This is a genomic window from Nonomuraea sp. NPDC001636 (assembly GCF_040298265.1).
Taxonomy (GTDB): Bacteria; Actinomycetota; Actinomycetes; order Streptosporangiales; family Streptosporangiaceae; genus Nonomuraea.
Map to the genome: position 1 here is coordinate 87,544 of NZ_JBEOZT010000029.1, position 23,839 is coordinate 111,382.

The following is a 23,839-nucleotide window of genomic DNA, read 5'->3' on the forward strand; positions in this document are numbered from 1 at the left end:
GTCGGTGATCCGTCCCATCCCCCGGCCACCGGCACCCAGGCCTGGCGGCGTGTTCACGCCACCGAACCCCCCTCCGCGTCCTGATGGCGGCTGCCGCAAGGCCCCGCTTCAGGGTGCCGACGCTAGGTAAAGCCTGCGTCACTCAACGGCACGACGCAATGTGAAAACGTGCAATTGCACGAAGTTGCACGTTCCGCCGACGATTCCCCGGCAAGCCCCGGACACGCAGGCGATACGGGGTTATCCTCGCGGCACGCCCGTGTCCCCCCGACGGAGCCGCCCATAATGCGTAACCAGCCCAGCCGCGGTGCAGAGCCCTTCGAGACGCTGGGCCTCGACCCGGCGCAGACCGCCCTCTACACGGCGCTGCTACGCCTGCACAGGGCCACGCGCACCGACCTCGCCCAGGCCATGGACGGCCCCGTCGAGAAGGTCGGCCGCCAGCTCGACGACCTGGTCAGGCTGGGGGTGGTCGACGAGCAGTCCGGCGAGTACCTGGCCAGGCACCCGGCGGCGGCGCTCGGCCGGGTCATCGCCGAGCGGCTCGACCGGCTGGCCGAGGAGAGCCGCAGGATCGACTCCGCGCTCGGCTCCATCCGCGGCCTGATCCACGACTACGACGCCGGCCGCGATTATCAGAGCGGGACATTCCCGGTGGAGATGGTGAACGGCGCGGACGTCCTCTACGAGAGCGTCGTCGGCATAGCCGTGCAATCGCCGCCCATGGAGTTGTTGACCGCAATCCCGGACGAGCGCACAATGGCAGATTTTGTTCGTAAATTTGCGGACCCATGGATTGATGCGCAAAAACGGCAACTTCTTACCGTTCAGGCGATCATTCCGGTCTCCACGCTGAGCCTGCCGGGCGTACGCGATCAGCTCACCCGGCTCCTCGACACCGGCGGCAAGGTGCGCACGCTCGACCGGGTGCCGAGCTGGTTCATGACGGCCGGGCCCGAGGTCGCCGGCCTGCCCGCGCTGTGGGGCGGCAACCTGCCCGACCACGCCTACAACTTCTACCTGGTGCGCACGCCGATCGTCGTCGGCATGCTGCGCTCGCTGTTCCAGGAGCTCTGGGGCCGGGCCGTGCCGCTGCCCTGGGGACGCAGGGGCGACGGGATGGTCCAGGTGCTCCGCCTGGCCGCGCAGGGCGTGTGCGACGACTCCATCGCCCGGCAGCTCGGCGTCTCGGTCCGTACGGTGCGGGCGAGGTTCGCCGACGCCATGGCCGAGCTGGGCGCGCAGTCGCGCTTCCACGCCGGCGTGGAGGCCGCCAGACGGGGATGGCTCAGCTAATACTCTCCGCCGGGGCCGCTTCGGTCATATGGTGGGAAGGTGCTGGAAGACGTCCCCCGCGACCCGTTCGCGGACGACCCGAACGACCCGTCCTCGGCGATGGGCGCTCTCGACGACGCCGAGCCACTCACCGCGGCCGAGCGCGACGAGGCCATCACCGACCTGGCAGACGTCGAGGTCTTTCGCTCCCTGCTCGAACCGCAGGGGGTGCTGGGCCTCGTGCTCGACTGCCCCGAGTGCGGCGAGCAGCACTTCTTCGACTGGGAGCTGCTGCGCGGCAACCTTCGCCAGATGATCGAGAAAGGCCAGCCCCAGGTGCACGAGCCGGCCTTCCACCCCGACCCCGCCGACTACGTCAGCTGGGAGTACGCCCGAGGCTATGTCGACGGCGTCATCGACACGGAGGAGCGCCGCTGATCGACTTCCTCCGAGACATCGTCCAGTAGCGCGCCCAGCAACCGCACCGCAGGGTCGGACGAGTCCCGCGCCCGGCCCCGCGCGACCGCGTCGAGCAGTTCGTCGGTCTTGAGCAGGTCGTCGGCCGCCAGGAGCGCATGGAGCTCGTCCTCCGGCGTCAAGCCGACTCCAGCTCGGCCATCTGCCGCAACCTGGCCAGCGCCCGATGCTGGGCTACGCGGACCGCACCTGGTGACATACCGAGTACATTACCGGTCTCCTCGGCAGACAGCCCCGACACCACCCGCAGCAGCAGCAACTCCCGCTGGTTGTCGGGCAGCCTGGCCAGCAGCCTGCGCGCGTGCTCGACCTCGATGTAGCGGACCACCGTCTCCTCGGGCCCCGGGCCGTCGTCGGGCCCGTCGGGCAGATCCTGCGTGGGCACGGCCGAGCGCACCGAACTGCGCAGCGCGTCGGCCACCTTGTGCGAGGCGATCCCGAACACGAAGGACGCGAAGGGCCGCCCCATGTCCCGGTATCGCGGCAGCGCGGACAACACCGCGATGCACACCTCCTGGGCTACGTCATCGGCAATGTGATATTGCCCTGAAACCCTGCCCAGCCTGGCGCGGCAATACCGCACCACCATGGGACGCAACTCCCCGAGCAGGGATTCGATCGCACTGCGATCTCCCTGCACGGCGAGGCTCGTCAGTTCCCTAAGGTCGGAGTCATCCGTCCGTGCCGGAAGTCTCGACGCGAGCCTTACCCCAATTTTGGCGTCGGCGACGCTTCCCTCGCTCACGATAGGCATGATGCCCGCACTGATCGGGCCTGTCCCCCTGGCGAACGGCTACGGATTGGTCACATTGAAGCGACGATAACTAGCAGTAATCAGCCGACCACACTAAGGCTGATGTGCTGACATAATGTTTCACGTCATAAGCCGAAATGTACGAGAATTGCCAGACCCCGACGCTTAACCGGCACTGCCGGTTTACTCCAATAATCCACCTCTTCCCCCATTTTTCCCCGCCCCCACCCCCTTCCACCCCAGAAGCCCCAGCCACATTTCCCGCCCCGAGAAACCCACCAGCCCCCCGCCCGCCCCGGGCCCGCCCCCGGAAGGCCGACTCCCCCACCGAGGGGCGGCGAACCTGGGATCAGGGCAGCGAGATGGGCCGCCACCACGAGCTCACGGTCGCCGCCGACACACCCCGTCCACTTTGCGATCCGGCCAGCCAGCGGCAACGCGGCCCCAACGTCAGTCCCGACGGCACCGACTTGTCAGTACGCACTCGCGCGACCAGTTCGACGCTCCCGCCTCCGAGCCGAACGCCAGAGCGCGCAGGACGCTCGACTGGGACGCCCCGGCGAAGCACCTCACCGAACCCCTGGCACACCGACCTGGTAGCCGGGCGTGGGAGGGATGTTCAAGAGGCCAGATCTGCGGCCAGGACAGCATGCAGGTGTTCATCGTGCAGCCGGCCGTCACCGAACCTCTTCGCTGACCGCATCACGCCTTCGAGCACGAACCCCGACTTCTGCGCCACCCGGCACGAGGCGTGATTCTCGACGGCATGGGTGAGGACGATCCGTTCCAGCTGCAGCGTGGTTGTCGCCCATGTCGTGACCGCCTGGACGGATGCGGTGGCGGCGCCGCGGCCGCGCGCCCAAGGCGCGATCCGGTATCCGATCCGGGCCTGCGCGTTCTCCAGGTCAAGCCCATGCAGCGCGATGGTGCCGACGTAGCGCCCGGACTCGGCGTCGAGGATCGAGAACGTGGCGTGCGTCCCGTCTGACCAGTCGGCGCCCTTGAGGCAGTCCGCGACGGCTGCGGCCTCGTCCTCGATGCGGCAGCGGGGATTCCAGAGACGCACGTCCGGGTCCCTGGCAAGGCGCAGGACCTCCGGAGCCTCCGCCGTACTTGGCGGCCGGAGGACGAACTTCGCCGTGGACAGCTCGACCGACGTCGGCGGAGTAGGTGGCATGTCTGGAAAGGATGCCATGAAGATCGCCGAAAGCGCCCGTGTTCGGACATCCTTCGAGCGGGCTCGTCCGGCCTGCCCGAAGAACGCCCGGCGTCCGAAGACACCGACTGGGCCGGCTGCGACCAGTAACTGATCAGGTGTTGCAAACACCCCGTCGAACCCACCAGGCCGGGAACGGACCGTGAAAGCCGACGGCCCGCACCGGCGAGACCGGGGACGGGCCGTGGGAAGCCAACGGCCCGCACCGGAGGGAACCAGGCGGGCCGTGAAAAGCCGACGGCCCGCGCCGGAGGGAACCGGGCGGGCCGTGCGGGCGCGGGGGAAACAGGCGGGTCAGTGGCCGTGACCGTGGCCGTGGCCCTGGCCGGCGGCCGGAGCCTCCTCCTCGGGCTTGTCCACCACGAGCGCCTCGGTCGTCAGGAGCATGCCCGCGATCGAAGCCGCGTTCTGCACCGCGGACCGGGTCACCTTGACGGGGTCGATGACACCCTGGGCGATCAGGTCGACGTACTCGCCGGTGGCGGCGTTGAGGCCCTGGCCGGCGGGCAGCTCGGCGACCTTGTGGGTCACCACGTAGCCCTCCAGGCCGGCGTTCTCGGCGATCCAGCGGGCCGGCTCGACCAGCGCGCGGCGCACGACGCCGACACCGGTGGCCTCGTCGCCGGTCAGGCCGAGGTCGTCGAGCTCCTTGCCCACGTGGATGAGGGCCGAGCCACCGCCGGAGACGATGCCCTCCTCGATCGCGGCGCGGGTCGCGGAGATCGCGTCCTCAAGACGGTGCTTCTTCTCCTTCAGCTCCACCTCGGTGGCGGCGCCGACGCGCAGCACGCACACACCGCCGGCGAGCTTGGCCAGACGCTCCTGCAGCTTCTCGCGGTCCCAGTCGGAGTCGGACTGCTCGATGGCAATCTTGATCTCCTTGACGCGGTCCTCGATCGCCTGCTGGTCACCGGCGCCGTCGACGATGGTCGTGGCGTCCTTGGTGACGACGACGCGGCGGGCCGTGCCGAGCACCTCGAGGCCGACGTGCTCCAGCTTGAGGCCGACCTCTTCGCTGACGACCTGGCCGCCGGTGAGGATCGCCATGTCCTGGAGCATCGCCTTGCGGCGGTCGCCGAAGCCCGGGGCCTTGACGGCCACGGAGGTGAAGGTGCCGCGGATCTTGTTGGTGACCAGGACGGCCAGGGCCTCGCCCTCGACGTCCTCGGCGACCACGAGCAGCGGCTTCTTGGTCTGGGCGACCTTCTCCAGCAGCGGCAGGAAGTCGGCGATGGAGGAGATCTTGCCCTGGGTGAGCAGGATGTACGCGTCCTCCAGGACGGACTCCATGCGCTCGGGGTCGGTCACCATGTAGGCCGACAGGTAACCCTTGTCGAACTGCATGCCCTCGGTGAACTCGAGCTCCATGCCCATGGCGTTGGACTCTTCGACGGTGAGGACACCGTCCTTGCCCACCTTGTCGAACGCCTCGGCGATCAGCTCGCCGATCTTGGCGTCCTGGGCGGAGATGGTGGCGACGTTGGCGATCTCCTTCTTGTCGCCCACCTCGCGCGCGCTGGCCAGCAGCCGGTCGCTGATCTCCTTGGCGGCCTTGTCGATGCCACGCTTGAGCGACAGCGGCGAGGCGCCGGCGGCCACGTTGCGCAGGCCCTCGCGGACCATGGCCTGGGCCAGCACGGTGGCGGTGGTGGTGCCGTCGCCCGCGATGTCGTTGGTCTTGGTGGCAACTTCCTTGGCGAGCTGGGCGCCGAGGTTCTCGTAGCGCTCCTCCAGCTCGATCTCACGAGCGATGGTCACACCGTCGTTCGTGATCGTCGGCGCACCGAACTTCTTGTCGATGACGACGTTGCGGCCACGCGGGCCGAGGGTTACCTTCACGGCGTCCGCGAGGGCGTTGACACCGCGCTCAAGCGCGCGACGGGCGTCCTCGTCGAACTGCAGGATCTTCGCCATGCTGAAAGTCCTCTCCTGGCGTCGAAAGCCCCGGGCCCTCAAGAGCGCCCGGGGCTCGACACAACCGGCTTACTTCTCGATGATCGCGAGAACGTCGCGGGCGGAGAGCACGAGGTACTCCTCGCCGCCGTACTTGACCTCGGTGCCGCCGTACTTGCTGTAGAGGACGACGTCGCCCTCGGAGACGTCGAGCGGAATACGCTTGTCGCCGTCCTCATCCCAGTTGCCGGGGCCCACCGCGAGGACCCTGCCCTCCTGCGGCTTCTCCTTGGCGGTGTCCGGGATGACCAGACCGGAAGCGGTGGTCTGCTCTGCCTCAAGCGGCTGAACCACAATGCGGTCGCCGAGCGGCTTAACGGGAACCTTGGTGGCGGTCGTCACGATCGGACCTCCCCTTCAGATTTGAATGATCTAGAAGAGGCGACCAGCGGGGCCTGCCGTCGCGGGTGTCAGACCTGCCTCGTCGCACGTTGGCACTCTCAAGGTGAGAGTGCCAACAGGAAACATATGCAAGAGGGCCTTGACAGTCAACACGAACGCGTCTGCTCAGAGCGATCAGACGTAGGAACCCTCGGTCAGATCGGCGACGACGCCGGGCCGGGAGGGGTTCCAGCCGAGTTCGGCGCGCGTGCGTGTCGCGCTGATGCGCTGGCTGAGCGCCAGGGCCTCGGCGAAGCCCGTCCCCAGCACCTGGGCCGCCTCGGCCAGCGGCCAGGGCTCGGCCTGCGGCTTGACGCCCGCGGACCGGGCCGCCGCCTCGGCCACCTCGGCGACCGGCACGGCCTCCTCGCTGATGCCGTGGTAGACGCGGGCGCCGCCCTTCTCCAGGACGGCCACGACGAGCTCGGCCAGGTCGTCGACGTGCACGAACGTCCAGGTGTGCGGCTCGCCGCCATCGGTGACGTAGACCCCGGCGCCGCGCTCGGCGGCCTGCGCGCGCATCATGGCGGGGATGCCGCCGCCGCGCCCGTGGACGACGCCGGGCCGGATCACCGAGCCGCCGCCGTCGATGACCAGCTGCTCGATCTCGTGCCGGTACGCCACGAGCGGAATCGGGTCGGCCGGGCTGTCCTCGTGCCCGTCGGCGGTGGCGCCCAGCACCCACACGCCGCTGGTGAAGACGACCTTCCGGCCCGACGCGGCGAGCACGCCGATCGCGGCCAGGTCGGCCTCCTTGTCGCCGCCGAGCTGGGCGGCGACCACGATGGCGTCGATGTCCGGGGTGATCGCGGCGGCCAGCCCCGCGACGTCGGCCAGGTCTCCGTGACGCTCGTCCGCCACGCCCGGCACGCGCCGGGACCCGTCGGCGGCGGGCCGCACCAGGACGGCCACCTCGTGCCCCTGCTCGGCCAGCCGCTCGACCACCGCGCCGCCGATGTACCCCGTCGCGCCCAGCACCAGCACCTTCATGATGAACCTACCTCGAAAGTTTCTACGTTGAACATTTCGACGTCGTGGACGGTACCGCACGACGCCGAACATTTCAACGTCGAAGCTTTGGTAGGGTGAGCCCCGTGGATGACGCGGTGGACGTGATTCTCGGACAGTGGGCGCGGACACGGCCCGACGTCGACGTGTCCCCGATGGGCGTGATCGGCCGGATCTCGCGCGCCTCGCGCCTGCTGGAGCGCGGCGTGAAGGACTTCCTGGCCGAGCATGGGCTGGAGGCGTGGGAGTTCGACATGCTGGCCACGCTGCTGCGCAGCGGCGCCGACGCCACCATGTGCATGAAGGACCTGTCCAGCTCGGCCATGGTCAGCCCCGGCGCGCTCACCAACCGGATGGACCACCTGGTCCGGCGCGGCCTGGTCCACCGCTGGCCGGCGCCGCACAACCGGCGCATGACGCTGGTCGCCCTCACCGACGAGGGCAGGAGGGTCGCCGACGAGATGCTCGTCCTGCACGCCGCCAACGAGGAGCGGCTGCTCGCCGGGCTGGCCGAGGGCGAGCGCGAGGCCCTGGCCGGGCTGCTGCGCAACCTGCTGGTCTCCCTGGGCGACACTTCCCTGTGAGCGATCCCGAGCCGCGAGCGGCCCCGGATCACGAGCGGTCCGAATCGCGAGCGGCCCTGGTTGTGAGCGATCCCGAGTTGTGAGCGGAGTGCGTACATGGATCTCGACGCCTTCGGCGAGCTGCTGACCCCGCGCGGGCAGCGGGCGCTCGCCGAGGCCGCGGAGCTGGCCGGGACCGATCCGGTCGCGGCGGCGACCAAGCTGCGCCGCACCTACGACGCGGCGCTCACCTCCGCCGCGCTGACGCAGGCGGCGCTGCGCGAGCGCGCCGCGGCGAAGTTCGGCGCGGACGCCGCGGTCATGTACTTCACCCCGCACGGCCTGGAGCAGTCCACCCGCCGGGAGGTCGCCGACCACCGCGCCCGGCGCATGGGCGCCGGGCGGGTGATCGACGCCTGCTGCGGAGTGGGCGGCGATCTCCTCGCGCTCGCCCGCGCCGGCTGCGAGGTCGACGCCGTCGACCTCGACCCGCTGACCGTCGCCGTGGCGAGCGCCAACGCCGACGCGCTCGGGCTGGCCGGCCGGGTGCGGGTGCGCGTGGGCGACGCGGCGCGGGTCCGGCCCGAGGAGTACGACGCGCTGTTCGCCGACCCGGCCAGGCGCAGCGGCAAGGGCCGGACGTTCGACCCCATGGCCTACTCGCCGCCCTGGCCGGTCGTGCTCGACCTGGTCGCACGGGCGCCGCGGGCCTGCCTCAAGGTCGCCCCCGGCATCCCGTACGAGTTCATCCCCGAGGGCGCGGAGGCCGAATGGGTCTCCTACAAGGGCGAGGTCAAGGAGGCCACCCTCTGGACCGGCTCCCAGGTCGGCCTCGCCCGGCGCGCCACCCTGCTGCCCGGCGGGCACACGCTGACCGCCACCGGGGTCCAGGCCCCGGTCGGCCCGATGGGCCGCTACGTCTACGAGCCCGACGGCGCCGCGATCCGGGCCCACCTCGTGGGCGAGGTGGCCGAGCTGATCGGCGGACGCCTGCCCGACCCCATGATCGCCTACATCACCGCCGACGAGCCCGGCCACACCCCCTGGGCCTCCGGGTACGAGGTGGACGAGGTCATGCCGTTCTCGCTGAAGAAACTCCGCGCGGCTCTCCGCGAACGCCGGATCGGAAATGTCACCATCAAGAAACGCGCGTCGGCGATCGACATCGAACGCCTGCGCGCCGATCTCCGTCTTTCCGGCGAGAACTCGGTCGTCATTATCCTGACCCGCATTCTCGATAAGCCTTCAGTTATCATCTGCAACCCCCTCCCACCTGCCTGAACACTCCAAAGCGGTCATTCTTCCGCTAAATACGATCTTTCACTTCGACGCCGCCTGACCTTGATCGAAAGGCTAAGGTGGACGGGCGGGAGTTCTCCCCCTTATGCGGTAACCCGCGTACTCGCCCTTACATCTGCAAACCGGACCTATCCCACCGCTGCGCGGCAGACCGTCGGCGAGCGAAGGAGCCTTTCGGTGGACCATTCCAACCACACCACCCTTCTTCAGGCAGGCGGCCAGTCCGCCATCTCCGAGAGGATGCGAGACCTCCTCGCGCGCGCCGCCCAGGACCATGTCTACGAGCAGCGCACCCAGGGAGCCGTGCTCGACGAGATCCGCCAGCGTCTTGAAGGCATGGAGTGGCTGCTGCGCGAGGTGCGCGAACGCGAGCTCGGCGGCCTGAGCGGCACCCTTGAGGCGGTGAGCGGGCGGCTCGACGACATCACCGCCAAGCCGCCGATGTGGGCGGAGGGCCTGGCCCAGCACGTCGAGGCCGTGCGCGACCACGTCGACGCCGTCGGGGAGAAGATCGGCCACGTCGACGCCCGGGTCGCGCCGGTGGCCGAGCTGCCGAGCCTGTGGGCGGACCTGGGCACCGTGGGCGAGGCCGTCGACGAGGCGCTCAAACGCCTGCAGTCGGTGCTCGACACCACCGACGGCATCACCCAGAACATGTCCGGCTTCGCCGCCAAGCTGACGCAGCTCAACTCCAGCATGGAGGCCGCGGCCAGCCGTTTCACCCGGCTCGACAAGTCGGTGGCCGACCTGTCGGGCCGCGCCGAGCGGGTCGAGAGCGTGGTCGGCGAGCTGGCCGAGAGCGTCGCGGCCACGTCGCAGCAGGTCGCCGTCAAGATCGACGCTGCCGAGCAGCGCCTGACCGGCCGCCTCGACGACACCGACCTGCACATCGCCGCCCGCCTCGACGAGGCCGACAAACGCCTGGCCGGCCGCCTCGACGAGACCGACGAACGGCTGACCCAGCGCCTGAACGAGCGGCTCGACCGCGCCGACGAGCGCCTGGCCGCCAAGCTCGACGAGGGCGACCAGCGGCTCACGGTCCGGCTGGCCGACGTCGAGCAGCGGCTCACCGCCCGCCTCGACGAGGCCGACCAGCACCTCGCCGTCCAGCTCGGGGAGAGCGAGCTGCGGCTCAGCGGGCGGCTCGACGGCGTCGACTCCCGGCTCGACCGGGTCGAGGGCCGGCTCATGGGGCTCGACACCCGGCTCACCGGGTTCGACGGCCGGCTGGAGTCGGCCGACGAGTGCCTGGCCGACATCGACACCAGGCTCGACGGCGTCGACGGCCGCATCAGCGGCGTCGACAAGCGCCTCACCTCGGTCGACGGCCAGCTCGGCGGCCTCGGCAAGCGCATGGGCGCCATCGACGGCCACCTCGTCCGCCACGACGACCGCTTCGACGCCCTCGACGGCCGCCTGAGCGCGCTCGACGACCGCGCCTCGGCCACCGACCAGCGCCTGGCCGAGACCGCCGTGCGCAGCGAGGGCCGCTTCAACAAGCTCGACAACCAGATGGAGTCGATCGACGAGCGGCTGGTCGAGGCGGAGGAGCACCTGATCACCCGGTTCGACACCCTCGACGGCCAGTTCAGCGGGCTCGACAGCCGCTTCAACGGCCTCGACACCCACCTCAACGGCCTGGCCGCGCGCGCCGATCAGGCCGGCGAGCACCTGGAGTCGGTCGACGACCGCATCGAGGCCATGAACCAGCACGTCAGCCAGCTCCCGGCCGCCCTGGCCATCCCCGAGCGGGTCGGCGAGCTCATCGAGTCGCAGGCCGGCGCGCAGGCCGACCGCCTGTCGGCCGCCGCCGACGCGCTGACCGAGCTGGTGCGCTCCCGGCCCGACCGCGACGAGCTGAGCGAGACGGTCAGCGGCATCGTGCAGCCGGCCACCGACGACCTCACCAAGCGGCTGGCCGCGCTGGAGGAGACCATGCTGGCGCTGGCCGAGGCCCTGCTCCGGCCCACCAGGACCAAAGACTGACCCGCCCGGCGGTGGGGCACGTCCCGCGCCTCACCGCCGGCCTCCGGCCCCGCCAGGGCTCAGACGTGGACCGTCGTGATCGGCAGCGACGAGTCCGCCGGGATCTCCAGGGTCGAGGGGGTGACCCCCGCCGCCACCAGGTCGGACCCCAGGGCGGCGACCATGGCCCCGTTGTCGGTGCACAATCCCGGCCGGGGCACCCGCAGCCGCACGCCCGCCGCGTCGCAGCGCTCCTGGGCCAGCGCCCGCAGCCGCGAGTTGGCCGCCACGCCGCCGCCGATCAGCAGGTCGTGCACGTCGTACTTCTTGCACGCCTGCAACGCCTTGCGGGTCAGCACGTCGACCACGGCCTCCTGGAAGGACGCGGCCACGTCGGGCACGTGGATCGACTGCCCGGACGCCTCGCGCGCCTCGACCCAGCGGGCGACGGCGGTCTTGAGCCCGGAGAAGGAGAAGTCGAGCGTGCCGTCGTCGATCTTGCCCCGGGGGAAGGTGACGGCCGTGCCGGAGCCCTCGCGGGCGGCCCGGTCGATGTGCGGGCCGCCGGGGAAGGGCAGCCCGAGCACCCGGGCCACCTTGTCGAACGCCTCGCCGGCCGCGTCGTCGACGGTCGAGCCGAGCGAGATGACGTCTTCGGCCACGTCGGGCACCAGCAGCAGCGAGGAGTGGCCGCCGGAGACCAGCATGGCGATGCACGGCTTGGGCAGCGGCCCGTGTTCGAGCTGGTCGACGGCCACGTGGGCGGCCAGGTGGTTGACGCCGTAGAGCGGCACGCCGAGGCCCAGCGCGTACGACTTGGCGGCGGCCACGCCCACCAGCAGCGCCCCGGCCAGGCCGGGCCCGGCGGTGACGGCGATGGCGTCGATGTCGGAGAACTTGAGCCCGGCCTCGGCCAGCGCCGCCTCGACCGTGGGCGTCATGGCCTCCAGGTGGGCGCGGGAGGCGACCTCGGGCACCACGCCGCCGTATCGGGCGTGCTCGTCCATGCTGGAGGCGATGGTGTTGGCGAGGAGAGTGTGGCCTCTGACGATGCCGATGCCGGTCTCGTCGCACGACGTCTCGATGCCCAGGACCAGGGGTGCGTCAGCCATCCAGCTTCCTTCTCATCATGATCGCGTCGGTGCCGTCGTCGTAGTAGCGGCGGCGGATGCCGATCTCCTCGAACTCGAAATGCCGGTAGACCGCCTGGGCGCGCGGGTTGTCGGCGCGTACCTCCAGGAAGATCTCGCGCGCGCCCCTGCGCCGCGCCTCGGCCAGCAGCTCGGTCAGCATCGCGCTGCCGATGCCGGTGCCCTGGTGCTTCTCCAGCACGGCGATGGTCTGCACGTCGGCCTGGTCGGCCGCGACCGCGATGCCGCTGTAGCCGACGATCTCGTCGTCGGCCAGGGCTACCACGTAGTGGCGCGACCGCGGCATGTCGGCCAGCTCGCCGCGCATCATGCCCTCGCTCCACGCGTCGAGCGGGAACGTGGCCCGCTCGATCGCCATGACCGCGGGCAGGTCGGCCCCGGTCATCGGGCGCAGTCTCACGCCGTCACCCTCTTGGGCGCGCCCGGCACCACGGCGTCGGGCCTGCGCAGGTAGATGGGCCGCGGCGGGTCGAGCGGGACGCCCGCGGCCAGCCGCTCGGCGGCCAGCGCGGCCAGCGCGCCCGCGTAGGGGTAGGGCGGGGCGTCGTGGCGGCCCAGGACGTCGGGGTAGAGCCCGGCGCCGGCGCCCACGACCGGCAGGCCCTCGACGGGCACGTCGGCCGGCCGGTCGACGAACGGGCCGTCGGCACGGGTGCGCATGTCCTGGTAGCGCGCCCAGAACACCTCCTTGCGCCGGGCGTCGGTGGCGACCAGGAACGGCTCGCCGAGCCCGCTGCCGTAGGCGACCGCGTCGAGGGTGCAGATGCCGTACGCGGGCACGGCGAGCGTCGTCGCGAGCCCCTGGGCGGTCATCAGCCCGACGCGCAGGCCCGTGTAGGGCCCGGGGCCGCTGCCCGCGACGACGGCCGTCACGTCGCGCAGGGCGGCGCCCGACTCGGTCAGCACGCGTTCGATGGTGGGGACGAGCAGCTCGCCGTGGCGGCGGGCGTCGATCGTCGTGGACTCGGCGAGCACCCGCTCACCGTCGTGGAGGGCGGCGGTGACGGCGGGCGTCGCGGTATCAAAGGCCAGGACCAGCACGACTGTTTAGCCTACCCGCCGGACGGGTCACACCCAGCCGGTACGCCGTTTCAGCCACTCCAGCGCGACCACTCCCTGCGCCCGCTGGAACGCCCTGAGCGTGGGCAGGCCGGGCGGATCGGGCAGCCTGCCGTTCCGGACGAAATAGCCGGTCTGGGCCGCGACGACCGCGGTGACCGCCGGGTCGGGATCGTCGAACAGCTCGTGGGGCGCGGGACCGCCCTGCATGCCGACCGACGGCAGCATGGCCACCTGGTCGTACCAGGGCGCGGCCAGGCAGGCCCACGGCCAGTCGACCACGTAGACGCGGCCGGGCGTGAGCAGGAGGTTGTCGGCCCGCAGGTCGGCGTGGACGAGGGTGTCGCCGGCCGCCGCCGTCTCCCAGCCGGACTCCAGCTCGGCCAGCTCGGGCAGGTGGCGCAGCGCCCACGGGTCGAGCCCGGCGGTGTCCTCGCCGAGCAGTCGGCGCCACCCCTGGAAGGAGTCGCCCATGACCTCGCCGATCGTGCGCGCCTCGATCGGCGACGGGGTGAGCGCGGCGGACATCTCCTTCAGGGCGGTGAACACCCGGTCGAGCTCGTCGCGCCGCCACGGCATCGCGGGGTGCGCGGCCTCGACGTCCTCGAAGACCAGGGCGACCCAGCCCGCCAGCTCGAACGCCGTCAGCAGCTTCGGCGCGGGGACCGACTCGGGGAGCGCGGCGGCGTTCCTGAGCTCGGAGCGGTAGATGCGCACGCTGTCGGGGTTGGGCTCGGGGCCGACGGCCTTGACGAACGCGCGCCGGCCGCCGTCGGTCCGCAGGCGTACCGCGGCCGCCGGGGAGAAGCCGCCCTCCTGGGTGACGGCCTCCACGACACGGCCGCCGAGGAAGCCCTCGACCGCCTCGCGCACCAGCGGGTGGACCTCCGCCCAGGGCACGCGGGCGCCGGACGCCGGCGGGTTGTGGTCAGTGCTCATCGTTCCATGATCAGGCGCGGGACGCGTAGACGATGATGTTGTCGACATATTCGCCTCTGGCGTAGTCGAACTTGCCGCCGCAGGTGACGAGTTTGAGCCCGTCGTCGACGTACACCCGCCGGGCGGGGAAGTGGTCCTTGGAGACCTGCTCGATGGCGTCCACCTTGAAGCTGACGACCTTGCCGTCGCTGCGTTCCACCTTGACCGTCTCGCCCTTGCGCAACTGTCTGAGCTTGTAGAACACGGCGGGAGCGGTCTTGGTGTCGACGTGGCCGATGATCACCGAGGCGCCCTTCTCGCCGGGCACCGCGCTGCCGCTGTACCAGCCGGCCATCTTCGGCTTCTCGTACGGCGGCAGCTCGACCTCGCCGTCCTTGCTCAGCCCGAGCTTCATCAGCGGGGCCTCAAGGTCGAGCGACGGGATGTCGATGCTCTTGGGCACCACGCTCGCCGCCGGGGTGGAGGAGTTCTGCATGCTCTTGCCGAAGGCGACCAGCAGCAGGCCCGTGACGGCGCCCGCGAGCACCACCCGTCCTGGACGTGCCATCGATCAAGCCCGGCTGCGCCGCTTGACCATCACGACCGCACCGCCGACGAGGACCAGGGCCACCAGCGCGCCGGCCGGGCCCAGCGGGATCGAGGACTCGTCGTCGACGTCACGGCCGAAGGTGCCGCCGCCGCCCGCCTTGGGCGCCTTGGTGGGCACGCCGGTCGGGTCGGCCTCGGCCCTGGTCACCTTGAGCGTGGCCTTGCCGACGTCATTGGTGCCGTCGCACTTGACGTCGACGGTGTACGAGCCGCGCTTGACCGTGCCGGAGACCGTCGCCTCGCCCCGCACCCAGGGCGAGCCGTTCGCCGGGCTGCTGGTCGCGGTCGGCGTGGCCGACCCGGCCGGCACGGGGTTGAGCGGGACGCCGTTGAGGAACGCCCGCGAGGTCGCGGTGCCGGTGTGGGCCGGTCCGCCGGACGGCAGCGGGCAGTTGGCCAGGATCCACACCTTGGACGTCTCCCCCGCGATGACCCGGTCGGGGTTGACCTGGACCGCGATGCTCGGCCTCTTGGTGGGCGGCGGGGCGGTCGCGGTGGTCGTGGCCGTGGTCGTCGTGGTGGCGGTGGTGGACGTCGTGGCTGTGGCCGTCGGTGTGCCTGTCGGTGTGGTCTCGGCCGAGGCCGCACACCCGGTCAGCCCGACCACCATGATGGCACCCGCGTACGCGACTCGCCTGACCCTGAGCACCGCCGCACCCCACTTTGCCGTCTTGCACCCAGCATCCACCAAAAATGTGGATGTCGCCCCTCCTGATACCCAGAAATTCTGGGCAAATCCCTGACCAACGATCATGATTTATGTCTTCGGTCAGGTACGTCAAGGGTGACAGCTTTGCCGGAAATTGACGGAGGTTTTAGCCTTAGGCCGGATCAGACGGCGTGTCGGCCCACCGGTCGCCCACCCCGCGCAGGGTCACCAGGCGGGCGTCGTCGCCGGTCTCGCGGTCGATGTGGATCTCCAGCCGGTCTTCGGCCAGCCCCTCGACCAGGCCCTCGCCCCACTCGACCACGGTGACCGACTCCTCCAGCGAGGCGTCGAGGTCGAGGTCGTCGACCTCCAGGTCGCCGCCGAGCCGGTAGGCGTCGGCGTGCACCAGCGGCGGGCCCTGCCGCAGCGACGGGTGCACCCTGGCGATCACGAAGGTGGGCGAGGTGATCGGCCCGCGTACCTTGAGACCTTCGGCGATGCCCTGGACGAGCGTGGTCTTGCCCGCGCCGAGCGGGCCGGACAGCACGATCAGGTCGCCGGGCCGCAGGTGGGCCGCCAGGCGGGCGCCGTAGGCCCGCATGTCCTCCGCTGTCGCCAGTCGCACTACAACTCCACTCGCTTGATCAGGTCGCGCAGCGCGTCGTTGACGATCCCCGGGCGCTCCAGCTGGATCAGGTGGGAGGTGTCGGGGATCTCGGTGACCTGCGCCTTGGGCAGCGCCGCCGCGATGGCCCTGCTGTGGTCGGGCGGGGTCAGCCAGTCGCGCTCGCCGTAGACGATGGCGGTCGGGACCGGGTCGAGGACGTGCAGCGCGGACAACTTGTCGTGGTTCATCAGGGCCGGGTAGAAGGCGGCGAACACCTCGGTGGGGGTCTGCCTGATCATCGACTCGGCGAAGTCGACCACGGTCGGGCTCACGTTCGCGGAGTCGCCGAAGCCCATGTAGCGGGTGATCAGGAACGCGATGTCGCTGCCCGCGTGCCGGGTCCTGTCGACCAGCGCGCCCTTCCTGCCCAGCAGCGACACCGTGGACGGCGCCACCTTGTGCACGGCCTTGGACACCATCGCCGGCAGCCCCAGCGTCAGCTCGGCCAGCTTGCCCGCCGAGGTCGCGATGAGGGCGACCGCCCGGATCTTGTCGCCGAACAGCTCAGGACGGCTGTCGGCGAGCGCCATGATCGTCATGCCGCCCATCGAGTGGCCGACCACCACGCACGGGCCGGGCACGAACTCCTCGATGACCTCGGCGAGGTCCTGGCCCAGCCGGTCGATCGTGCTGTCGTCGGCCGTGCCGCGCTGCGAGCGGCCGTGGGAGCGGATGTCCCACAGCACCACGCGGTGGTTCTCGCGCAGCTCCTTGCGCTGGTAGTGCCACGATTCGAGGTTGAGGCAGTAGCCGTGGCACATCACGATCGTCAGCGGCGCGTCCTCGGGGCCGTCGATCTCGACGTGGAGCGCCACCCCGTCGGAGGTGACGAGCGTGCGCTCCCTGCCGCGCAGCTCGCCGAACGGCTCGCTGGCCTCCTCGTCGTGCCGCAGCCTGATCCGGCCGACCGCGTAGCGCTTGGCCAGAGCCGCCGCCGCGACACCGGCCGACGCCGCTCCGACGATCGCGCCGGCGATTCCGACCCTGCGCCGCCGTGTTGTCGTCGTCATGTCCCCGATCCTTCTCCGCTCATGGCCGCTCCGGAGTGCCCGCCGTCACATGCTGGTGGACCCGTGGCACCCGGGAACCGATCCTGGTCACGATCTCATGCGTGATCGTGCCGAGGGTATCCGCCCATTCCTGGGCGGTCGGCTCGCCCCCGTCGCCGGGACCGAACAGCACCACCTCGTCGCCCGGCGACAAGGGGTCGTCGCCGACGTCGATCACGAACTGGTCCATGCACACCCGGCCCGCCACTTTCCGGCGGCGCCCGCCCGCCAGCACCTCGGCTCTTCCCGACGCGTGCCGGAGTATGCCGTCGGCGTAGCCGAGCGGCACGAGGCCGAGGGTGGTCTCGTGGTCGGTGACGTAGAGGTGGCCGTAGGAGACGCCCGACTCCTCAGGGACCCGCTTGACGAGCGCGATCCTGGCCGTCAGCGTCATGGCCGGACGCAGCCCGAAGTCGCCCAGCTCGGGGACGGGGCTCAGGCCGTACATGGCGATGCCCGGCCTGACCAGGTCGAAGCGGGCGGCGGGCAGGGTCAGGACGGCGGCCGAGTTGGCCAGGTGCCTGATCACCGACGACCCGGCGGCGCCCGCCTGCTCGGCCTGCTTCAGCGCGCTCTCGAACGCCTCCAGCTGCTGCTCGACCGAGGGATGGCCGGGCAGGTCGGCGCAGGCGAAGTGGGACCACAGGCCGACGATCTCGACGACGCCCTCCGCCCGCAGCGCGAGCGCCCTGCTCAGCAGGCCCGGCCAGGCGGCCGGCGGCGCGCCGCCCCTGCTCATGCCGGTGTCGGCCTCCAGGTGCAGCTTGGCCGGACGGCCCACGCGGCGGGCGGCGGCCGCGATCTCGTCGAGCAGCCCCTTGTGGGCGGCCGACAGCTCGATGTCCTGTGCCACGGCCCGGTCGAGGGGCTCGCCCGGGGTGATCAGCCAGGCCAGGACGGGCGCGGTGACGCCGCCCTCGCGCAGCGCCAGCGCCTCGGCGACGAAGGCCGTGCCCAGCCTGGACGCGCCGCCCTCAAGGACGGCCCTGGCCGAGGGCACCAGCCCGTGGCCGTAGGCGTCGGCCTTGACGGCCCCCATCAGCTCGGCGCCGCCCGCCCGCTCCTTGAGCAGGGCCACGTTGTGCCGGATCGCGGACAGATCGACCCGCGCCTCGGCGGGGGTGGCCATCGAGGAGTACATCCCTCCAGTGTGGCAGCTCAGACGGGTGGTCGAGCGCGGTTCGCACCGCTCAGGGACGGGGTTCGCCGCGGACGAAGCGGACGGCCTCAGGGACGAGGTTCGCCGTGGACGGACCGGACGGCCTCAGAGACGGGGGTCGCCGTGGACGGACCGGATGGCGTCCGGGACGGCCGTCGCCACGCCGGCCGCGGTGAGCGGGGCGCCGCGGGCGGCCAGCCGGCCGGCCAGCCCGTGCACGTACGCGCCGACCGAGGCCGCGTCGTAACAGCACAGCCCCTGGGCCAGCAGCGCGCCCGCCACGCCCGACAGCACGTCGCCGGTGCCCCCGGTGGCCAGCCACGACGTGCCGGTCTCGTTGACCCGGACCGGCCTGGCCTCCTCGGCCACCACCGTGGTCGAGCCCTTGAGCAGCACGGTCACGCCCAGCTCGGCCGCGGCCCGGCGGGCGTGCTCCAGCCGGGCGGCCTCGATGCCGTCGCGGCTCACGCCGATCAGCCGCGACAGCTCGCCCGCGTGCGGCGTGATCAGCACGGGCGCCCGCCTGCGCAGCAACGACCGGTCGCGGGCCACCAGCGTGAGCCCGTCGGCGTCGATCAGCACCGGGACGTCCGAGGCCAGCACGCGGGCGGCCAGCTCGTGCGCCCAGTCGCCGGTGCCGAGCCCCGGGCCGAGCAGCCACGCCTGGACGCGGCCCACGTCCTCGACGGACGGCCGGTCGAGCGGCGTGATCACCGCTTCCGGCCAGTGGGCGCGCACCTGCTGGACCGGCTCGTGCGTGCCCGCGTAGCGGACCAGGCCCGCGCCCGCCCGCAGCGCGCCGCCCACGGCCAGCACGGCCGCGCCGGTGTACAGGTCGCTGCCCGCGGCCACCCCGAGCACGCCCCTGCGGTATTTGTCGGACTCGTTGCCGGGTCTGGGCAGCAGGTCCTCCACGTCCGCGCGGGTCAGCGCCGCGACGTCGGGGTCGGGCAGGAAGGGGCCGAGCCCGATGTCGACCAGCTCGATCCGGCCCGTGTGCGCGGCGCCCGGATCGACCAGCAGCCCCGTCTTGTACGCCCCCATCGTCACCGTCACCCGCGCCCGCACCGCCGCGCCCGCGACCCGCCCGGTGCTCGCCTCGACGCCGCTCGGCACGTCGACCGCGACGATCGTGCCGTGGGCCGCGTTCGCCTCCTCGGCCAGCCGGGCGTACGGCTCGCGCAGCGCGCCCGCGGCCCCGATGCCCACCAGCCCGTCCACGATCAGGTCGGCGTCCTGGACGTCCTGGGCCGCTGACGGGCCGGCCACGCGGCCTCCGGCGTCGAGGAAGGCGCGCAGGCCGCCCTCGTGCGTCTTGGCGCCGGCCAGGACCGCCTCGACCCGGGCTCCCCGGCGGGCCAGGCGCTCGCCGGCGTAGAGGGCGTCGCCGCCGTTGTCGCCGCTGCCGACCAGCAGCACGACGCGGGCGCCGTACACCCGGCCCAGCAGGTCGGCGCAGGCGGCGGCGAGACCGTGGGCGGCCCGCTGCATGAGGGTGCCCTCGGGCAGGCGCGCCATCAGCGTGCGCTCGGCGTCCCGGATCTGGTCGGCGGTGTAGGCGGTCTTCATGGCCTCACTCCGTTCGGCTGCTCGGTCGCCATCTGCCGCCGCCTTCCCCCGCTCCGGTCGCTTCGCTCCCGTGCCGCTCCACGCGACGGCACTCCCTGGCGCGCATGATCCGAAACTATCCCTCCGCGATCACATAGGCCACGGCGACGCCCCCGTCATGGCTGAGGGACAGGTGCCAGCGCTTGACCCCGAGGCCGTAGGCCACCTCGGCGACCTTGCCCGACACGTGCAGCTCGGGCTTGCCCAGCTCGTCGCAGCGCACCTCGGCCTCCAGGTGCCCGAGCCCCCTGGGCGCGCCGAGCGCCTTGGCCACGGCCTCCTTGGCGGCGAACCTGGCGGCCAGCGAGTGCGCCGGCAGCGGCCGTTCGAGGTCGGTGAACAGCCGCTCGCGCAGCTGCGGCGTACGTTCGAGAGCCGCCTCGAAGCGGGCGATGTCGACGATGTCCACTCCGATACCCAGGATCATCGTCCCAGGCTACTCAGAACAGGCCGCGCTCCCACGGCCCCCAGATGGCGAACGACCGCCCCTGGACGGCCTGGACGTTGACGTAGAGCGTCTGGCCGCCCGGCCCGAACGTCGAGCCGGCGAACTCGGCGCCCGGATCGCCCGGGATCGGCTGGAGGCGGCAGAAGTCGAAGATCTCGCCCGTCCTGGTGAGGCCGCGCAGGAAGTTGTCGCCGTCGCCGTCCTCGCAGAGCACCAGCGTGCCGCGCCGGCTGACGGTCACGTTGTCGGGCAGGTCGAGCGCCGACGAGCGCGGCGACTCGTAGACGAGCCGCAGCCGCCCGCTCCACGTCTCGTACGCCCACACCTGGCCCCGCCCGTCGCCGAACCCGGGCGGCGGCCGGTCGCCCGGCGCGGTGGCCCCGCCCTGGGTGGAGACGAAGTACACCACGCCCTGGTGGAAGACCGCGCCCTCCAGCCTGGCGAAGATCGCCGCGCCGCCCGCGCGCCCCTGCCGGCCCACCGCCTGGACGGCCTCCTCGTACGGCGGTCTGCCGATGAAGCGGGGGTCGGGCTCGTCGATGTCCACCCAGCGCGTGGCGTAGGAGGCCCCCGCCCGCTGCCCGCGCGACAGGTCGGCGCGCTCGGCGCCGGCGACGGCGAGCATCTGCAGCCGGCCGCCGTCGAGCAGCCGGCCCTCCCGCATCGGGTGCTTGGGCGGCAGGTAGCGGTAGAAGCCCGAGGGGAAGGAGAAGTTGTCCTCGGTGAGGTAGACGGCTCCGGCGGCTGGGTCGAAGGCGGCCGACTCGTGCGGGAAGCGGCCGGCCGACCTGATCGGGCGGGCGCTCGCGACCCCGTCGACCGGCACCTCGAACAGGTAGCCGTGCCTGCGCTTGAGCTTGCTGTTGTCGCTCCCGGACGGGTCGTCGCCCACGTCGGGCCCGTTGACCGTCTCCTCGCAGCTCACCCAGGCCCGCCACGGCATGGGGCCGCCGGAGCAGTTGGTCATGGTGCCGTTGAGCGAGGGGCCGCTGCTGAGCACCTCGCCGTGGCGGGTGACGTGCAGGGTCGAGGTGCCGCCGCCGGCCTCCGGGTCGTAGGCGGTGTCCTTGTCGCCGAACGCGCCGACCGGGCCGGTGACCTCGTGGTTGCGGACGAGGATCGTGCTGCCCTTGGGGCCGCTGAAGGCCGCCATGCCGTCGTGCCGGCCGGGGACGGTGGAGCCGTCGGTGAACTTCTCGCCCGCGGCGCTGAACGAGCGGTACCGGAAGCCGTCGGGAAGGTGCAGGCGGACCTTGCCGTCGCGCAGGTCGGCGACGGGTCGCAGCGGCCCGTAGCCGACGGCGGGCCGGACGCCGCCCCTGGCCCCGGCGCAGGCGACCCCGGCGAAGGGCCCGGCCACGGCCAGCACGCTGGCGAGGAAGCGACGGCGATCCACAGGACCTCCCGGGAGGCTACGTCCGGAACAGTAGCCGCCCGCCGGTTCCGGCACGCCCGGATCGTCAGGACCGGTCTTTCTTCCCGGAATCATGCTTTGGTAATCCCACGTTTTTATCCACAGGCTGTGGATGTCCGCCCGCGCACCACCCGCCCATGATCGCATTTGTCCCGCATCGCTACGCTGCCTAGGTGAACAACGGCTACGTGGAACTGAGCAGGGAGCAGTGGAGCGAGCTCCGCAAGAACACGCCCTTGACTCTCACCGCAGACGAGCTGGAGGACCTGCGCGGCGTCGATGACCCCATCGACCTCACCGAGGTCACCGACATCTATCTCCCCCTGACCCGGCTGCTCAACCTGCACTTCACCGGGTCCAAGCAGCGCAGCAGCGTCCTGAGCGCCTTCCTCGGCGACGCGGGGACGCGCGTGCCGTACATCCTGGGCATCGCCGGGAGCGTCGCGGTCGGCAAGTCGACCACGGCGCGGCTCCTGCACACCCTGCTGGCCCGCTGGCCCGAGCACCCGCACGTGGAGCTGATCACCACCGACAGCTTCCTCTACCCCAACGCGGTGCTGGAGGCCAAGGGCATCATGCAGCGCAAGGGCTTCCCGGAGAGCTACGACCGGCGCGCGCTGGTCAGGTTCGTGGCGGAGGTCAAGGCGGGCGCTCCCGAGGTGTACGCGCCGGTCTACAGCCATCTGGAGTACGACATCGTCCCCGGCGCCCGCCAGGTCGTGAAAAATCCAGACATCCTGATCATCGAGGGGCTGAACGTCCTCCAGCCCGCCCCGCCCACGTCCCTGGCCGTCAACGACTACTTCGACTTCTCCATCTACGTGGACGCCAAGGTCGAGGACATCCGCACCTGGTACGTCGAACGGTTCCACAAGCTGCGCCGCACGGCCTTCGAGGACCCGAAGTCCTACTTCAAGTACATCGCCGAGCTCACCTACGAGCAGGCCACGGACTTCGCGGTCAACGTCTGGCGCGACATCAACGAGCGCAACCTGGTCGAGAACATCGCCCCCACCAGGGGACGCGCCGACCTCGTCCTGCAGAAGGGCGCCGACCACGCGGTCAGGCGGGTACGGCTTCGCCGGACCTGAACACCTCGTCGAAGACGTAGGCGGCGAACCGGCCCGCGCACTCCTGGTCGTCGATGTCGGCGAACCAGCAGTCCTCACCGTGATCGTGGCATCTGAAGCGAGTCATGTGAGGCAGCCTCGCGTACGGCGGTCAACGCGACGTCAATGTCCGATGGACAACAATGGCGGGGTGCTGCATCTCCGACTCATCATCCCTGCCGGCCGCACCGACGAGGCCGTCGCGCTGTTGCAGGGGTGCACGGGCGTCACCAACGTCATCGTGCTGCCCGGGGCGGCCCGCGAGCCGGCGGGCGACGTCGTCCTCTGCGACGCCGCCCGCGAGGCGGCCAACGAGGTGATCAGCCGGCTCAAGTGGGTGGAGGACGTCGGCTCGATCGCCATCGAGCAGGTGGACCTGTCGTTGTCCAGGGCCGCCACGGCGGCGGTCGAGGAGGCGCCCGGCGATCCCGACGACGCGGTGGTGTGGGAGGAGCTGGCCCACAAGGTCTCCAGCGAGTCCCGCATCACCTGGGCCTACCTGGCCTTCCTGGCCATCGCGACGCAGCTCGCGGGCATCGGCGTGCTGCAGAACTCGCCCATCCTGATCGTCGGCGCGATGGTGCTCGGCCCGGAGTTCGGCGCGATCGCCGCGATCTGCTTCGGCCTGCTGGGCCGGCGCGGACGCCTGATCACCACCGCTCTCCGGACGCTGGTCATCGGCTTCACCGTCGCCATCGCCCTCACCTTCGCCTGCGCGCTGGTCTCCAACTGGCTGGGCTGGATCGACATCGGCAACCTGAAGGTGAACGCGGAGGTGCAGTTCATCGTCAAGCCGGACAAGTGGTCGTTCATCGTGGCGCTGCTGGCGGGGGCGGCGGGCGTCCTGTCAGTGACGGCGGGCAAGTCCTCGGCGCTGATCGGCGTGTTCATCTCGGTCACCACGGTCCCGGCGGCCGGCTACCTCGCCGTCGCGCTGGGGCTCGGCGACTGGGCGGAGGTCTCCGGGTCGGTCTCGCAGCTCGCGGTGAACATCCTCGGCATGGTCATCTCGGGCACCGCCACGCTGTTGGTCCAGCGGAAATTCTGGCCTCAAGTAGGACAGCGTTCATCCGTGTGAACGAGGCCAGGCCCACCCCGCGCCGGGTAG

The 23,839-nt window shown here is 71.4% G+C and carries 26 protein-coding genes and 1 pseudogene; 8 read left to right on the forward strand and 19 right to left on the reverse strand.

Going from position 1 to position 23,839, the window contains the following annotated elements:
- The first annotated feature begins 285 nt into the window (after positions 1-285).
- A complete protein-coding gene (locus ABT158_RS40235; RefSeq protein WP_352362834.1) occupies positions 286-1,296 on the forward strand; it encodes a helix-turn-helix transcriptional regulator in 1,011 nt (336 codons plus the stop codon).
- 39 nt (positions 1,297-1,335) lie between these two features.
- Positions 1,336-1,713: a DUF5319 domain-containing protein gene (locus ABT158_RS40240; protein ID WP_090930411.1), complete on the forward strand. Its 378-nt coding sequence runs from the start codon at positions 1,336-1,338 to the stop codon at positions 1,711-1,713.
- Here the strand turns inward: ABT158_RS40240 and ABT158_RS40245 are convergent.
- Both ABT158_RS40245 and ABT158_RS40250 read right to left on the reverse strand, forming a co-directional pair.
- On the reverse strand, positions 1,674-1,874 hold the full coding sequence (locus ABT158_RS40245; protein ID WP_352362836.1) for a hypothetical protein: 201 nt from the start codon (positions 1,872-1,874) through the stop codon (positions 1,674-1,676). The genes ABT158_RS40240 and ABT158_RS40245 overlap by 40 nt on opposite strands.
- Positions 1,871-2,506 carry a sigma-70 family RNA polymerase sigma factor gene (locus tag ABT158_RS40250; RefSeq protein ID WP_090930520.1) on the reverse strand — a complete coding sequence of 212 codons (636 nt, stop codon included), beginning with the start codon at positions 2,504-2,506 and terminating at the stop codon, positions 1,871-1,873. The genes ABT158_RS40245 and ABT158_RS40250 overlap by 4 nt, the downstream gene beginning before the upstream one ends.
- Positions 2,507-2,847: 341 nt before the next feature.
- Here ABT158_RS40250 and ABT158_RS51360 point away from each other — a divergent pair.
- Positions 2,848-3,092, forward strand: a pseudogene (locus ABT158_RS51360) (IS30 family transposase); the annotation flags it as partial.
- Positions 3,093-3,125: 33 nt separating this feature from the next.
- Here ABT158_RS51360 and ABT158_RS40255 read toward each other — a convergent pair.
- From ABT158_RS40255 to ABT158_RS40270, 4 genes are all read right to left on the reverse strand, one after another.
- Positions 3,126-3,701 carry a GNAT family N-acetyltransferase gene (locus tag ABT158_RS40255; protein WP_352362915.1) on the reverse strand — a complete coding sequence of 192 codons (576 nt, stop codon included), beginning with the start codon at positions 3,699-3,701 and terminating at the stop codon, positions 3,126-3,128.
- Between the two features lie 315 nt (positions 3,702-4,016).
- Positions 4,017-5,636, reverse strand: a complete 1,620-nt coding sequence (gene groL, locus ABT158_RS40260; RefSeq protein ID WP_352318685.1) for a chaperonin GroEL — start codon at positions 5,634-5,636, stop codon at positions 4,017-4,019.
- A gap of 69 nt (positions 5,637-5,705) precedes the next feature.
- Complete coding sequence (groES, locus tag ABT158_RS40265; protein ID WP_502911608.1) at positions 5,706-6,017, reverse strand: co-chaperone GroES; 312 nt, start codon at positions 6,015-6,017, stop codon at positions 5,706-5,708.
- 174 nt (positions 6,018-6,191) lie between these two features.
- On the reverse strand, positions 6,192-7,046 hold the full coding sequence (locus ABT158_RS40270) for an NAD-dependent epimerase/dehydratase family protein (RefSeq protein WP_352362838.1): 855 nt from the start codon (positions 7,044-7,046) through the stop codon (positions 6,192-6,194).
- Between the two features lie 104 nt (positions 7,047-7,150).
- Here ABT158_RS40270 and ABT158_RS40275 point away from each other — a divergent pair, with 104 nt between their 5' ends.
- The 3 genes from ABT158_RS40275 to ABT158_RS40285 all read left to right on the forward strand — a co-directional run bounded on the left by ABT158_RS40275 (position 7,151) and on the right by ABT158_RS40285 (position 10,912).
- Positions 7,151-7,648, forward strand: coding sequence for a MarR family winged helix-turn-helix transcriptional regulator (locus ABT158_RS40275; RefSeq protein ID WP_352362840.1), 498 nt, complete (start codon positions 7,151-7,153; stop codon positions 7,646-7,648).
- A gap of 96 nt (positions 7,649-7,744) precedes the next feature.
- Positions 7,745-8,908, forward strand: coding sequence for a class I SAM-dependent methyltransferase (locus tag ABT158_RS40280; RefSeq protein ID WP_352362842.1), 1,164 nt, complete (start codon positions 7,745-7,747; stop codon positions 8,906-8,908).
- 195 nt (positions 8,909-9,103) lie between these two features.
- A complete protein-coding gene (locus ABT158_RS40285) occupies positions 9,104-10,912 on the forward strand; it encodes a hypothetical protein (protein WP_352362844.1) in 1,809 nt (602 codons plus the stop codon).
- Positions 10,913-10,971: 59 nt separating this feature from the next.
- Here ABT158_RS40285 and tsaD read toward each other — a convergent pair whose 3' ends face one another.
- The 12 genes from tsaD to ABT158_RS40345 form a co-directional block, all read right to left on the reverse strand.
- Positions 10,972-12,003 carry a tRNA (adenosine(37)-N6)-threonylcarbamoyltransferase complex transferase subunit TsaD gene (gene tsaD, locus ABT158_RS40290; protein ID WP_352318676.1) on the reverse strand — a complete coding sequence of 344 codons (1,032 nt, stop codon included), beginning with the start codon at positions 12,001-12,003 and terminating at the stop codon, positions 10,972-10,974.
- A complete protein-coding gene (gene rimI, locus ABT158_RS40295; protein WP_352362919.1) occupies positions 11,996-12,427 on the reverse strand; it encodes a ribosomal protein S18-alanine N-acetyltransferase in 432 nt (143 codons plus the stop codon). The genes tsaD and rimI overlap by 8 nt, the downstream gene beginning before the upstream one ends.
- A gap of 11 nt (positions 12,428-12,438) precedes the next feature.
- Complete coding sequence (gene tsaB / locus ABT158_RS40300; protein ID WP_352362846.1) at positions 12,439-13,083, reverse strand: tRNA (adenosine(37)-N6)-threonylcarbamoyltransferase complex dimerization subunit type 1 TsaB; 645 nt, start codon at positions 13,081-13,083, stop codon at positions 12,439-12,441.
- Positions 13,084-13,110: 27 nt separating this feature from the next.
- Entirely contained in the window at positions 13,111-14,040 is a 930-nt protein-coding gene (locus ABT158_RS40305) for an aminoglycoside phosphotransferase family protein (protein ID WP_352362848.1), read from the reverse strand.
- A 10-nt stretch (positions 14,041-14,050) separates the two neighbouring features.
- The gene (locus tag ABT158_RS40310; RefSeq protein ID WP_352318670.1) at positions 14,051-14,587 is read right to left on the reverse strand and encodes a class F sortase; all 537 of its coding nucleotides are present in this window, start codon (positions 14,585-14,587) and stop codon (positions 14,051-14,053) included.
- Positions 14,588-14,590: 3 nt separating this feature from the next.
- Complete coding sequence (locus tag ABT158_RS40315) at positions 14,591-15,238, reverse strand: hypothetical protein (protein WP_352362850.1); 648 nt, start codon at positions 15,236-15,238, stop codon at positions 14,591-14,593.
- A gap of 211 nt (positions 15,239-15,449) precedes the next feature.
- The gene (gene tsaE, locus ABT158_RS40320) at positions 15,450-15,902 is read right to left on the reverse strand and encodes a tRNA (adenosine(37)-N6)-threonylcarbamoyltransferase complex ATPase subunit type 1 TsaE (RefSeq protein WP_352362852.1); all 453 of its coding nucleotides are present in this window, start codon (positions 15,900-15,902) and stop codon (positions 15,450-15,452) included.
- Complete coding sequence (locus tag ABT158_RS40325; protein ID WP_352362854.1) at positions 15,902-16,954, reverse strand: alpha/beta fold hydrolase; 1,053 nt, start codon at positions 16,952-16,954, stop codon at positions 15,902-15,904. The genes tsaE and ABT158_RS40325 overlap by 1 nt, the downstream gene beginning before the upstream one ends.
- A 19-nt stretch (positions 16,955-16,973) precedes the next feature.
- Positions 16,974-18,122, reverse strand: coding sequence for an alanine racemase (gene alr / locus ABT158_RS40330; RefSeq protein ID WP_352362921.1), 1,149 nt, complete (start codon positions 18,120-18,122; stop codon positions 16,974-16,976).
- A 135-nt stretch (positions 18,123-18,257) separates the two neighbouring features.
- A complete protein-coding gene (locus tag ABT158_RS40335) occupies positions 18,258-19,721 on the reverse strand; it encodes an NAD(P)H-hydrate dehydratase (protein ID WP_352362856.1) in 1,464 nt (487 codons plus the stop codon).
- A gap of 115 nt (positions 19,722-19,836) precedes the next feature.
- Positions 19,837-20,187, reverse strand: coding sequence for a holo-ACP synthase (locus tag ABT158_RS40340; RefSeq protein WP_352318661.1), 351 nt, complete (start codon positions 20,185-20,187; stop codon positions 19,837-19,839).
- A 13-nt stretch (positions 20,188-20,200) separates the two neighbouring features.
- On the reverse strand, positions 20,201-21,604 hold the full coding sequence (locus ABT158_RS40345; protein ID WP_352362858.1) for a PhoX family protein: 1,404 nt from the start codon (positions 21,602-21,604) through the stop codon (positions 20,201-20,203).
- Between the two features lie 206 nt (positions 21,605-21,810).
- Between ABT158_RS40345 and coaA the strand changes: the two genes are divergently transcribed.
- Positions 21,811-22,713 (forward strand): type I pantothenate kinase, encoded by a 903-nt coding sequence (gene coaA / locus ABT158_RS40350; RefSeq protein WP_352362923.1) that lies wholly within the window; start codon positions 21,811-21,813, stop codon positions 22,711-22,713.
- Here coaA and ABT158_RS40355 read toward each other — a convergent pair.
- A complete protein-coding gene (locus tag ABT158_RS40355; protein ID WP_352318657.1) occupies positions 22,685-22,819 on the reverse strand; it encodes a hypothetical protein in 135 nt (44 codons plus the stop codon). The genes coaA and ABT158_RS40355 overlap by 29 nt on opposite strands.
- A gap of 63 nt (positions 22,820-22,882) precedes the next feature.
- Here ABT158_RS40355 and ABT158_RS40360 point away from each other — a divergent pair, with 63 nt between their 5' ends.
- Positions 22,883-23,809 (forward strand): DUF389 domain-containing protein, encoded by a 927-nt coding sequence (locus ABT158_RS40360; RefSeq protein ID WP_352362860.1) that lies wholly within the window; start codon positions 22,883-22,885, stop codon positions 23,807-23,809.
- Positions 23,810-23,839 lie beyond the last annotated feature (30 nt).

What these genes read in the sequence shown, in the direction of transcription:
- ABT158_RS40235 (WP_352362834.1), top strand. Translation starts at nt 286, where the DNA reads ATGCGTAACCAGCCCAGCCGCGGTGCAGAGCCCTTCGAGACGCTGGGC.
- ABT158_RS40250 (WP_090930520.1), bottom strand. Translation starts at nt 2,506, where the DNA reads ATGCCTATCGTGAGCGAGGGAAGCGTCGCCGACGCCAAAATTGGGGTA.
- ABT158_RS40255 (WP_352362915.1), bottom strand. Translation starts at nt 3,701, where the DNA reads ATGGCATCCTTTCCAGACATGCCACCTACTCCGCCGACGTCGGTCGAG.
- groL (WP_352318685.1), bottom strand. Translation starts at nt 5,636, where the DNA reads ATGGCGAAGATCCTGCAGTTCGACGAGGACGCCCGTCGCGCGCTTGAG.
- ABT158_RS40270 (WP_352362838.1), bottom strand. Translation starts at nt 7,046, where the DNA reads ATGAAGGTGCTGGTGCTGGGCGCGACGGGGTACATCGGCGGCGCGGTG.
- ABT158_RS40280 (WP_352362842.1), top strand. Translation starts at nt 7,745, where the DNA reads ATGGATCTCGACGCCTTCGGCGAGCTGCTGACCCCGCGCGGGCAGCGG.
- tsaD (WP_352318676.1), bottom strand. Translation starts at nt 12,003, where the DNA reads ATGGCTGACGCACCCCTGGTCCTGGGCATCGAGACGTCGTGCGACGAG.
- rimI (WP_352362919.1), bottom strand. Translation starts at nt 12,427, where the DNA reads ATGACCGGGGCCGACCTGCCCGCGGTCATGGCGATCGAGCGGGCCACG.
- ABT158_RS40305 (WP_352362848.1), bottom strand. Translation starts at nt 14,040, where the DNA reads ATGAGCACTGACCACAACCCGCCGGCGTCCGGCGCCCGCGTGCCCTGG.
- ABT158_RS40310 (WP_352318670.1), bottom strand. Translation starts at nt 14,587, where the DNA reads ATGGCACGTCCAGGACGGGTGGTGCTCGCGGGCGCCGTCACGGGCCTG.
- ABT158_RS40315 (WP_352362850.1), bottom strand. Translation starts at nt 15,238, where the DNA reads ATGGTGGTCGGGCTGACCGGGTGTGCGGCCTCGGCCGAGACCACACCG.
- ABT158_RS40325 (WP_352362854.1), bottom strand. Translation starts at nt 16,954, where the DNA reads ATGACGACGACAACACGGCGGCGCAGGGTCGGAATCGCCGGCGCGATC.
- alr (WP_352362921.1), bottom strand. Translation starts at nt 18,122, where the DNA reads ATGGCCACCCCCGCCGAGGCGCGGGTCGATCTGTCCGCGATCCGGCAC.
- ABT158_RS40335 (WP_352362856.1), bottom strand. Translation starts at nt 19,721, where the DNA reads ATGAAGACCGCCTACACCGCCGACCAGATCCGGGACGCCGAGCGCACG.
- ABT158_RS40340 (WP_352318661.1), bottom strand. Translation starts at nt 20,187, where the DNA reads ATGATCCTGGGTATCGGAGTGGACATCGTCGACATCGCCCGCTTCGAG.
- ABT158_RS40355 (WP_352318657.1), bottom strand. Translation starts at nt 22,819, where the DNA reads ATGACTCGCTTCAGATGCCACGATCACGGTGAGGACTGCTGGTTCGCC.